At 68.4% G+C, this 11,751-nt stretch carries 7 protein-coding genes; 4 read left to right on the top strand and 3 right to left on the bottom strand.

Features of this window, described 5'->3' with window-relative positions; all coding sequences use genetic code 11:
• The 3 genes from J5X86_RS30925 to J5X86_RS30915 all read right to left on the bottom strand — a co-directional run.
• Positions 1-2,008: type I polyketide synthase (locus J5X86_RS30925; RefSeq protein ID WP_208519990.1), on the bottom strand; the 2,008-nt coding region annotated here is incomplete at its 3' end.
• A 260-nt stretch (positions 2,009-2,268) separates the two neighbouring features.
• Complete coding sequence (locus J5X86_RS30920) at positions 2,269-2,475, bottom strand: ferredoxin (protein ID WP_014057308.1); 207 nt, start codon at positions 2,473-2,475, stop codon at positions 2,269-2,271.
• Positions 2,476-2,587: 112 nt separating this feature from the next.
• Positions 2,588-3,682, bottom strand: coding sequence for a cytochrome P450 (locus tag J5X86_RS30915; protein WP_243981842.1), 1,095 nt, complete (start codon positions 3,680-3,682; stop codon positions 2,588-2,590).
• Positions 3,683-4,154: 472 nt separating this feature from the next.
• Here J5X86_RS30915 and J5X86_RS30910 point away from each other — a divergent pair, with 472 nt between their 5' ends.
• From J5X86_RS30910 to J5X86_RS30895, 4 genes are all read left to right on the top strand, one after another.
• Complete coding sequence (locus J5X86_RS30910) at positions 4,155-5,369, top strand: cytochrome P450 (RefSeq protein ID WP_208519988.1); 1,215 nt, start codon at positions 4,155-4,157, stop codon at positions 5,367-5,369.
• Between the two features lie 80 nt (positions 5,370-5,449).
• A complete protein-coding gene (locus J5X86_RS30905; protein ID WP_208519987.1) occupies positions 5,450-6,121 on the top strand; it encodes a TetR/AcrR family transcriptional regulator in 672 nt (223 codons plus the stop codon).
• A 269-nt stretch (positions 6,122-6,390) separates the two neighbouring features.
• Positions 6,391-10,956 carry a hypothetical protein gene (locus J5X86_RS30900; protein WP_308124782.1) on the top strand — a complete coding sequence of 1,522 codons (4,566 nt, stop codon included), beginning with the start codon at positions 6,391-6,393 and terminating at the stop codon, positions 10,954-10,956.
• A complete protein-coding gene (locus tag J5X86_RS30895; protein WP_208519985.1) occupies positions 10,953-11,600 on the top strand; it encodes a hypothetical protein in 648 nt (215 codons plus the stop codon). Before J5X86_RS30900 ends, J5X86_RS30895 begins: the two co-directional genes overlap by 4 nt.
• The last annotated feature ends 151 nt before the right edge of the window (positions 11,601-11,751 follow it).

Here is an 11,751-nt window from a genome sequence, read left to right as displayed (position 1 = left end):
CGGCGATCTCACCCTGGCTATGACCCATCACCGCATCCGGCTCCACACCCACCGAACGCCACAACTTCGCCAACGACACCATCACCGCGAACAACACCGGCTGCACCACATCCACCCGATCAAAACCAGGCGCACCCTCAACCCCACGCAGCACATCCGTCAGCGACCAGTCCACATGAGCCGACAGCGCCACCTCACACTCACCGATCGCCTCCGCGAACACCGGCGAGCTTTCGAGCAGGTCCACCGCCATGCCCACCCACTGCGCACCCTGACCCGGGAACACAAACACCGAACGGCCAGGTGTTTCGGCGTCCTTTCCCCAGACCACACCGGGAAGCTTCGCCCCCTCGGCCATCGCCTCCAGGCGCTCGAGGAGCTCCTCACGGCTGGTCCCGGTCACCACGGCGCGCTGCTCGAACGCGAACCTGGTCGTCACCAGGGAGAGAGCCACATCGGCGGCGCCCAGCTCCGGACGGGCCGCCACGAACTCCCGCAGCCGCCCGGCCTGCGCCCGCAACGCGGTATCGCTCTGACCCGACACCACCCACGCCACCGGACCCGCGACACCACCGTCAGCAGGCTCCTCGGCAACCTCCGCCTCGGCCTCGACCTCCGGAGCCTGCTCCAGGATCACATGCGCGTTCGTCCCGCTCACACCGAACGACGACACACCGGCCCGGCGCGGCTCGTCCGTCTCCGGCCACGGCCTCGCCTCGGTCAGCAGCTCGATCTGGCCCTCGGACCAGTCCACGTGGCTCGACGGAGCGTCGACATGCAGCGTCTTCGGCAGCACACCATGCCGCATCGCCATCACCATCTTGATGACGCCGGCCACACCGGCAGCAGCCTGGGTGTGGCCGAGGTTGGACTTCAGCGAGCCCAGCCACAGCGGTCGTCCGTCCGGCCGGTCCTGCCCATACGTGGCCAGCAGCGCCTGCGCCTCGATCGGGTCGCCCAGCGTGGTACCGGTACCGTGCGCCTCGACCGCGTCGACCTGACCGGCGGTCAGCTCGCAGTTTTCGAGGGCCTGCCGGATCACACGGCGCTGTGACGGGCCGTTGGGAGCCGTCAGACCGTTGCTCGCGCCATCCTGGTTCACGGCGGAGCCGCGCACCACCGCCAGTATCTGGTGCCCGTTGCGCCGGGCGTCGGACAGCCGCTCCACCAACAGCACACCGATGCCCTCGGACCATGTAGTGCCGTCGGCTCCGTCGGCGAACGCCTTGCACCGGCCGTCGGTGGCCAGTCCGCGCTGGCGGCTGAAGGTGACGAAGCCCTCGGGGCTCACCATGACCGTCGCACCGCCGACCAGCGCCATGGAGCACTCGCCCTGACGCAGCGCCTGCGCGGCCAGGTGCAGGGCGACCAGCCCCGATGAGCAGGCGGTGTCCACGGTCAGCGCGGGGCCTTCGAAGCCGAAGGTGTAGGAGACACGGCCCGAGGCGATACTGGTGGTGGCGCTGTTGTGGAGGTACGGCTCGATCTCGTCCGGGATCTGCGCGGCGTCGGACGCGTAAGTGGTGTGCATGGCACCGGTGAAGACGCCTGTCTGGCTGCCACGCAGTGAGGCGGGGTCGATGCCCGCCCGCTCCATAACCTCCCACGACGTCTCCAGCAGCAGCCGCTGCTGGGGGTCCATGGCCAGGGCCTCGCGCGGCGAGATGCCGAAGAACGCGGAGTCGAATTGGTCCGCGTCGTGGAGGAAGCCGCCTTCGCGAACGTAACTGGTACCCGGATGGTCCGGGTCGGGATTGTAGATCCCCTCGACGTCCCAGCCGCGGTTTGTCGGGAAGGGCGAGATCGCGTCCGTTCCGTCCGCGACCAGCCGCCACAGCGCTTCCGGGGAATTCACTCCACCCGGGAATCGGCAGGCCATACCGATGATGGCAATGGGCTCCGTGGCCGAGCTGATCAGCTGGCGGTTCTGACGCCGAAGCCGCTCGATCTCCTTGAACGACTTGCGCAGTGCTTCAACAGCTTTGTTCTGGTTGGATGCAGCGGGCATCAGAAACTCCACACTTAACGCGTCGTTCGCTGGGAGAGCGCAACGGCCCTGAAAGTAATGAAAACACGGACTGCCAGACGGACACCGGCCACACTAGCTCTGGACCCATAAGGGAAACCCTAGAAACCCACTCAGGCGTGGTTGACACCCCCGGGCGTGTTCCCGGGATTTTGTTTCAGCAGTGTTTCACCGGCCGTGTGACACTTGCCACTATGCCTTCTCCGTCGCTATTCGCGTCCCCGAGATTGCACGCGCTGTTTTCACACGCCAGGGTCTTCTTCGACGCGGATCGCACCGGTCGGGCAGCGGGATACGACCTCGCGCAGAACGTCCAGCCGTCCGGTGTCGGGCTGCGCGTCGAGCAGAACGACGGAGCCGTCCTCGTCGCTCTGGTCGAACAGGTCAGGCGCGATCAGCGCGCACTGGCCCGCCGAACAGCACACCTCACGGTCGGCGGTGATCCTCATCGGGTCTCAGTCCTACCTTGTTGTTAGTGGTACGTCTTGTCGGCCCTCTTGCGTGACGGACGGTGCGAGAACTCCACACCGTCCGCCACACACTCACCGCTTGACTTCTCGATCAGTCGTCCCAGGTGACGGGAAGCGACCTGGGGCCGTAGTGCACGAAGTCGTCGCGCATGGGGACCTCGTCGCTCGGCACGGCCAGTCGCAGCGTGGGGAACCTGTCGAACAGGGCCTCGTAGCCGACGCGCAGGATCGTGCGGGCGAGGTGCTGGCCGAGACACTGGTGGACGCCGTGGCCGAGTGCCAGGTGACCGTGGTCCGTACGGCCGATGTCCAGCTGATCGGGGTTGTCGTAGCGCTCGGGGTCGCGGTTGACGGCGGGGAGGGCGACGGTGACCACCTCGCCCTTCTTGATGCTCTGGCCGGCGAACTCGACGTCTTCCAGCGCCCACCGGCTGGCCCCGAGGTGGGAGATGGTGAGGAAGCGGAGGAGCTCCTCGACGGCGGCTCCCATCAGCTCCTGGTCCTCGCGGAGCTTGGCCAGTTGATCGGGGTGCTCGAGCAGGGTGAAGACGCCCATGGCGAGCATGTTGCCCGTGGTGTCGAAGGCCCCGTTGATCAACGTGGCGGCCATGCCCATGAGTTCTTGCTCATCGAGCTGCCCGCCCCGGATCAGGTCTCCGAGGAGGTCGTCCCGGGGGTCGTCCATCCTGATGGGGATGAAGCGGGCCAGGAATCCATTCATCCCGGAGACAGCGGCAAGCGCCTGGGGAACGGTACAGGAGAGCCGTCCGAGTGTTTCCACGTGCCGCTGGAGGGTCTTCCGCTCCGATTCGGGGATGCCGATCATCTCGCACATCACCCGGGAGGGAACGGATTCGGTAAAGACGTCCACCAGATCGGCGCCCGGCCCGGCCTTTTCCAGGTCGTCGAGTTGTTCGTGCACGATACGCTCGATCATGGGGGCGAGCTGACGCGTGCGCCGGACCGTGAAAAAGCCGGTGAGCAGCTTGCGGTACTGACTGTGGACCGGGTCGTCCGTCTTCGCGAAGGCACCGGGATCGGCCGGACGGCCGTCGTACTGCAGCTCGGTGGGGACGGGAGAAACCAACCCCTCCTGGCGCGCACTGAAGCTCTTATGAGTGAGCAGTTCCTTCGCTTCGGCATGGCGCAGGATGAGCCACCCGGGCGTGCCGCCCGGATAAGTCATGCGCGTTATCCGCTCCTGCTCGCGCAGGGGGGCGTAACCATCCGGAGGATTGAAGGGGCGGCTCCGCTTGGTAGGCATTGGCACAGGGGGGTGCGGGGCGTCGACCAAGACTCCTCCATCGATTTCATAACCCATGTAGCGAGGTCGTCGGGCGGCTACACCGGCTGGCTCGATGTCGATGCTAGCTTCGCCGTCGGCCCGGCAGCGCGCCGAAAGACCCCCGCAGGCAAGTTCTGCAAATTTCCTTAGACAAAGGCGAGAGCTGTTGACCCCGTGCGCGCGGGCGAACTCACCGCGTCGGCCGCGACGTCTGAGCGCGGCGGTCCCACCGCCTCCCTACCCCAGATGCGCCGTATCCAACCACCCCTGTTGGCTGTCGGTCGAATGTCAGCCACCCCTTCTAAGGCGATTGTCTCAATAAGACGACCGCCTTACGGTGATCGCAGGTCCCCGACACCGGAGGAGTCCCCCCATGACGGAAGTCATCCCCGACTACCCCTTCGAGCAGCCGAACGCACTGGAGCCCCCGCGGGAATGGGCCGAGACGCGGGCCACCTGCCCCGTCGCGCACGTACGGATGCCCAGTGGGGACGTGGTCGGCCTGCTCACCGGGTACGAGGAGGTCCGTGGGCTGCTGACCGACCCGCGGTTCAGCCGCAATCTCGCCCGCGAGGGCGCCGCGCGCATGTCGACCACCGAGGACGGGGGGACGTTCAGCCGGCCCTCCCAGGGGGACGCCGACATCAAGGAGGGCCCGGGACACCGGAGGTGGCGACGGCTGCTCAGCCGAGCGTTCACGGTCAAGAAGATGGAAGCGTGGCGCCCGCGCGTCCAGGAGATGGCGGATGAGTTGGTGGACGCCATGGTGGCCACGGGATCACCCGCCGATCTCCGCGCGACGGTGGCCCTCCCCCTTCCCGTGCGGGTCATCTGCGCGCTGCTGGGCGCGCCGAGCGAGGACCAGGACAAGTTCGCCCGCTGGTCGGAAACGCTGCTGACGTTGACGCGTTACACCCAGGCCGAAGTGGACGACGCGCAGGCGGAGTTCCGTGCCTACGCATCCGATCTCGTCGAGCGCAAGCGGGCGCGGCCGGGTGATGACCTGCTCAGCGAGCTGACCCAGATCACCGACAGCCAGGACGGCCGGCTCAGCCACGACGAACTCATCGCCACCGTGGTCGGTCTCCTGCTCGCGGGGCACGAGACCACCTCGAACATGATCCTCAAGATGACGGCGATGCTGCTGTCGGAGCGGGAGCGCTACGAAACCCTGCTCGCCGATCCCGGGCTGGTACCGGGAGTGGTGGAGGAGACCCTGCGGCTGGACGCTCTCGGCGGGGTGGGCATCCCCCGGTTCATCACCGAGGACACGGAGGTCAGCGGGGTGCCGGTGGGCGCCGGGAGCACCTTGTTCGTCAATCTGCACGCCGCCAACCGGGACGAGCGCAAGTTCCCCGACCCCGACCGGTTCGATCCGCGCCGGGAGAACAGCGCCCAGCACGTCGCCTTCGGCGCCGGACCGCATTTCTGCGTCGGCCAGACGCTGGCCCGGGTGGAACTCCAGGTGTGCCTGGCCACCTTTGTCAGGCACCTGCCCGAACTGCGGCTGCGGGACGCCCCGGAAGACCTCCGCATGCGCGAGGGGATCTCGGCGGGCGGCTTCGAGGATCTGTGGGTCACCTGGTGACGGTGCGCGGCGGCGCGGTGAGCGAGCGGCGCCGTGCGTACGGCCGGGGCATGCCTGACCGGTGCCATTAGCCTGACGGGATGACTCCTCCCGGCCCGGCTGCCCCGCCGTCTCCGCGCTCCGCGCTCGCGCGGGACAAACTGATGCGCACCGCCGAACGGCTCTACGCCGAGCGCGGGTTCGCGAACGTATCGGTCAGGCAGATCAGCGAGGCGGCCGGCCAGCGCAACAACTCAGCGGTGCAGTACCACTTCGAGAGCCGGGACGGGCTCATCGAGACGATCCTGTCGAGCCACACCCGCCTCGTCGAGAAACACCGCATCGTGATGGTGGAGGCGCTGCGCGAGCGGAAGACCGTGTCCCTGGAGGAGCACTACAACTGCCTGATCCTGCCGAACGTCGAGAACCACATCGAAGCGGGCACTCCCACATGGTGTGCCCGCTTCCTCGCCCAGGCCCTCGTCGAGCCCGCGCTGCGCGACTACGTCCTTCAGGACCATCTGGACACGCCGTCGCTCCGCCTGCTGGATGAGATAGGTGCCATCCGCCGGGACGGCATCCGCCCCGAACTCCGCGCCCGGCACGGCACCATGGTGCGCCAGCTCTCCGTGCACGCCTTCGCCGAGCTGGAGTACGACCTGGCGAACGGCCGCATCGACCCCGCCACGGCGGAGGAATCCTGGCGGGTGCTCGGCCAGGATCTGATCAAGGCGCTGTGCGGACTCACCAACGGCCTGCTCGGCCCCCTGTGACCGCGGGGCTTCCCCACGCTCAAGGAGACGGCGTGAAGACACGGGGGTGACGGCCTCGTCACGCCCGTGCTGCCACCCTTCGTGCGGGAGTGTCAGCGGGACGCCACGTTCCTGTCGGCACCGACATGCGTGGGAGGTTCCGTCCGATGCCACCGCCGAAGGCTCTCGCGCAGCGGCCCCGGGTGTCGAAGACGGTGCCTGTCCCCACACAGGATCGGCCGGAAGTACACGGCCCCGCACGACCCCAGTTCCCTCCGTCCAACGCGGCGGTGACGGCCGCCTTGTCCGGCGGACGCGGCCCGGCGGCGCTGCCGCCCTCCTCCGCCCGGTTGCCGCCTGCCGGGCAGGACACGGTCGGCAATGGCGCGGTCGCGGCGGCTCGGCGTACCGAGCCCGGCCTTCGGCAGCCGCCCACGGCCGAACCGGCACCGGCGGAGGCAGCGGAGGCGACCCCCGCGGCCTCAACCGCCGCGCCGGAGACGAAGGCACGCCCCGGCCCGGGCGCGGATCCGAAGTTCGCGACGCTGAAGAAGGACGTACGGCGCAAGAAGCGTTCGGTCGCGAGCTCGCACCCACCCCCGAGGACGGAGGCAGGGGCCGCGCAGGACGCCGCCCGGCCGCCCAGGGACGACGAGGAGGCACAGGGCAAGACCGCCAACGCCGAGAAGATGAACGAGGCCAAGCCGAAGGACTTCGACAAGGACGCGTTCATCAGAGCGGTCGAGAAGGCGATCGCCGAGAAGGCACCGAAGAACCTCGACGAGGCCGACAAGTTCGCCGACTCCGGCAAGGCAGATGAGGTACGCGCGGAGGTGCACGGCAAGGTCGGCCAGGGCAAGTCGGACTCGGCCGAGCAGATCGCCACGACGACCGCCGCCCCGCCGGACACCTCGGCGGCCGTCCCCAAGAAGGTCGTACCGCTGACCTCGGACCGGCCCCCGGGGGCCCCGGGCACGCCGAATCCCGCGAACGCCGTACCGGACAAGCTGCCGCCGTCGGCCACCGACATGTCCGCGGGCCCCGCCAAGCTCAAGCAGCGGATGGTGGGCGCGCAGGTCACCGAAGGACAGCTGCAGAAGTCCAACGAGCCCACGTTCAAGGAGGCGCTGGGCGCGAAGAAGGCCGCCGAGCGCCACTCCGAGGCGGCCCCCGGCCGGATGCGCGGGCACGAGAAGAAGGAGCTCAACGCGGCCACCGCGCAGGCGAAGCGGCTCGGCGCGGCCGCCATGGGCGCGATGGGCGCCCAGCGGGCGCGGACCGGGCAGCAGGTCGACCGGGGCAAGGGCGGCACGAAGGGCCGGGACGAGGAGAAGCGAACCCAGGTCACGACGCTTCTGCAAGGGGTCTTCGACACGATGAAGAAGGACGTCGAGGCGATCCTCGACGGCCTCGACAAGCTGGTCGACGACCAGTTCGGCAGGGGTGAGAAGGCGGCGCGGGACGCGTTCACCGCCGAGCACCAGCGGAAGATGGACGAGTACAAGGACCGCCGGTACTCGGGTGCGACGGGCAAACTGCGCTGGGTACGGGACAAGTTCGCCGGACTGCCCGCCGAAGCCGACAAGATCTTCGAGGAGGCCCGCGACAACTACGTCCGCCGGATGCGGCAGGTGATCTCGGACGTCGCCGACACCATCGGCGCCGAGCTGAACCGGGCCAAGCACCGCATCGTGCGGGGCCGGTCCGAGTTGCAGGCCGCGGTCCGCAAACTCCCGGCCGACCTGCGGTCCATCGGGCAGCAGGCGGCGGCCGAGTTCACCGACAAGTTCGACGAACTCACCCAGTCCGTGGACGACAAGGGCACCCAGCTCGTCGACACACTGGCCACCAAGTACACCGACGCGCTCAAGTCCGTCGACGACGAGATCGCCGCGGAGAAGGAGAAGAACAAGGGCCTCGTGGCCAAGGCCGTTGACGCGGTCAAGGCCGTGATCAACACCATCCTGGAGCTGAAGCGGCTGCTGCTGTCGGTCCTCGCCAAGGCCGCGTCGGCGGTCATGCTGATCCTCAAGGACCCGATCGGCTTCCTGCGCAACCTGGTCTCGGCCGTCGGCGCCGGTCTGCGGCAGTTCCTGCGGAACATCGGCCGCCATCTGCAGCAGGGCATTCTGTCCTGGCTGCTCGGCAAGACGGCCGAGGCGGGCATCGAACTGCCGCCGAAGTTCGACACCCAGGGCGTCCTGAAGATGCTCGCCTCCCTGCTCGGGCTGACCTGGCAGTCGATCCGCGCCCGGATCGTCCGCAAGGTCCCGAAGATGGAACCGGCGGTGGCGGCGGCCGAGACCGCGGTGCCGCTGGTCGCGGAGGTCCGCAAGCGGGGCGTCGCCGGGATGTGGGACGACCTCAAGACGCGCGTGGGCGATCTGCGCAAGGACCTGCTGGACAAGGTCATCGCCTATGTCACGCCGACGATCGTCGTCGCCGGGATCATGTGGGTGATCTCGCTGCTCAACCCCGCGTCCGCGTTCGTGCGGGCGGTGAAGCTGATCATCGACATCGTGCGGTTCATCGTCACCCAGGCCCGCCAGATCTTCGAGTTCGTGAACGCCGTGCTCGACGCGGTCATCGCGATCGCCAGGGGCGGCCAGGGCGGCGTACCGGGCCTGATCGAGCAGGCCCTGGCCCGCTCCATCCCGGTCCTGCTGGGCGTCCTCGCCGCGATCCTGGGCGTGGGCGGGATCGCGTCCCGCGTCAAGGGGATCGTCCGAGCGATGTCCAAACCGGTGAACCGGGCGGTGGACTGGGTGATCGACAAGATCGTGGGCCTGGTGAAGAAGGTGTGGTCCAAGATCAAGTCTGCCGTCGGCAAGAAGAAGCCCAAGCCGAAACCGAAGCGCCGCCCGGACCGGAAGCGGCCGGGCAGCCCGCGCCGGCGGAAACGTCCGGACCAGCGGCGCCGTCCCGACCGGCGGCGGCCGAAGCGAAGGGGCGACCCGAAGAAGAAACGGCCCGCCAAACGCCCCGACAAACGGTCCGCGGCGGACAAGAAGCGCGCCCTGGACGCCGCCGTGCGCGATGCGACGCACTTGCTCAACGAGGAAGCGGCCACGGTCAAGACGGTGCGGCGCGGTCTCGGTCCGATCAAGCAGCGGCACGGCCTCACCCGGATCCAGCTCAAGAAGATCGCCGAGGGCAAGTACCGCATCAGAGTGACCATCAACCCGAGCGAGGACACGCCGGTCGAGACCCTGTCGGAGGACGAGTTCCCGTACAAGATCGCCAGAGCGCAGGGCCGGATGGACGTCAACAGGTACGGACCGACGGTCGCACAGTTGCACGAGGTCAAGCCCGCCGGGCAGAGCAACGACCCCTTCATCGGTTTCGTCGTCAATATGGCGGCCATTCCCTCCGAGATCGAGAGCAACCCCGCGGTGGCCTCCCGGTATCTGAGTACGGCGTGGGAGGTCCCCGGGGGCGGGTCGGAGGACATGGCCGCGGCCAGGACCGCCGTCGTCATCGGCGTCAACGCCTTCGAGGGCCTCAATCCCGAGAAGAACAAGAGCGAGCTGAGCGCGGCCATCGGCATGGTCAATCCGCCGAACAAGCTCGTCGCGGCCGTCTTCGGCTTCGTCTGGACGCCCCGGTGGGTCCGCGTCCAGGGCGGGAGGGAGCAGGGCGACGCCCCCCTGGCCGAGGTGCGTGCGAAGTACCGGGGCCTCACAACGGACGGCAAGCGGGAACTCGCGGAGAAGAACGAATCCGGCCTGCGCGACAAGAAGGCGCTTCCGTACGGCGTTTTCCGCCAACAGGTGCTCGGCTCCTCGTACACCAAGAAGGCGGTGGACATCCTCAGCAAGGCCAACAAGCAGGTCCACATCGTCAGCCAGGACGCCGATACCAGTGTGTCGACCACCAAGGGGATGGGCGTCCTCGCCGCCTACACCAAGGTGCTGGGCGAGATGCGGGAGCACCCGCTGCTCACCATTGGGGGCTACACCTTCGAGAACTTCGACTGGAAGAAGGACGCCGACCCCCGCACCGTCCAGCTGACGACGCTCTCCAACCAGGTGGACCGGGCGATCCGGGAGGCCATCGACAAGCGGTACACGCAGATGCTCTACCCGACCGAGCCGAACATGCTCATCAAGGCGTGGGACAAGGAAGGCTCCCCAGGCATCTTCCAGGATCCCCGGACCCAGGGCCTGCTCGAGGCCCAGGGAGAGCTGTACCCCATCGGCGGTGCCGAGGGCCGGAAACTCAAGATCAAACTGATGGAGCTGTTCGGCGACGGCTTCTCCATCGTCTACGCGCCCCTGGCCGGCACCACCACGAGCCCGGCCCCGGGCGACGACAAGCGCGGTCTCTCCGTGACCCCGCGGAACGTCGTCGGCGCCGAGCACGGCGAAGGTCTCGATCCGAGACTCGGCGCTGAGGAGATCGCCCGTCGCAGCCACCGGGCCTACGCGCTGGTGCTCCAGTCGCAGTCCATGGCCAGCGCCACCCGGCTCGCCCAGGAGTTCATCCTGTCCACCCCGAAGCCGCAGGGCGTGAGCAAGAAAGCATGGGCGAAGCTACAGGCCCAACTCCAGGACGTCGTCTTCGTCCATGTCGAAGAAGTCGTCAAGCTGATGGCCGACGATCCTCGGCGGACCGTGCACAGCGTGGTGATCAGAACTCGCGCCAAGAAGCTCAGGCAGGACGCCAAGCACCTGGCCCAGACTCTGTCGGAGGCGGGCACACCGCAGGCCGGGCAGGTGGTCGAGCAGGCCCGGAAGGTGACGCGCCGGATCATCACCGCGCTGACCGCCGACGCGCTCAAGAATGTCTGGGGCGAGCTCGCCCCGTTGCTGACGAGCATCATGGAGGCCGAGCGGACCGGAGAGGGGCCGGAGTGACCGAGGACGCGCTGCGGCGGCTGCGCGCCGAGTCGTCACGCGACGACTACGCGTCGATGGCAAGCCTGGCCAGGGCCCTCTACACGCACGGACTCGGGCCCCAGGAGGTGGTTCGGGAGTGCTACGGCGTCGGCTTCCCGGAGGAGTTCTTCGTGCTCGCCGATGCGGGCCCCCACTCCCTGGACCTCATGGTGGACTTCCCCCTTCTGCCCTGGCGTCTGGCCGTACCCCCCGATCGCGGTGGCGTGCCGGAGCGGCCCGATCCGATGGCGGACATCACGCGCAAGGTCTTCGCCCGCGAGCCGGACCTGGTCCCCCTGTTCCTCGGCATCAACGTCAACCTCGAGCACGGCGGCCGGGTGCACTGCTACAGCCTCTCCGAGCTCGGGGCGGGCCGGACGACCGTATTCGGGATCTGGAAGGACGTCGAGCCGCACAACGAGGTCGAACGCTGCGGCGATTCCCTGCTCGCCGTCCTGCACGAGCACCACACGCAGTACGTCGACTGGCTGGAGAACGAGTCATGGGACCCCGCGAACGTGCGGACCGACCCGGTCGACGAAGAGACCGTGGCCGAGATCCGCGAACTGGTCCCGATGATCGAGGGGTTCCAGCGTCGGGCCGCCTCGCGTGGGGGCGGCTGAAGCACCTGGGATTGTGGTGCGTGGCTCTCCGGTCCCCGGGGGACCGGAGGCCGGGGCTCACGGCCTCGGGGTCGTGGTCTGCGGCACGGGCGCCATGACCGGCACCGCCCGCAGCGCGGCATGGGCCACGGCCGCGTTCCCCGACTGGTCC

This window comes from Streptomyces sp. NEAU-YJ-81 (assembly GCF_017592595.1).
GTDB classification, from domain to species: domain Bacteria; phylum Actinomycetota; class Actinomycetes; order Streptomycetales; family Streptomycetaceae; genus Streptomyces; species Streptomyces hygroscopicus_B.
Note: the sequence above shows the minus strand (reverse complement) of the source record. Positions and strands in the feature narration are given on the sequence as shown.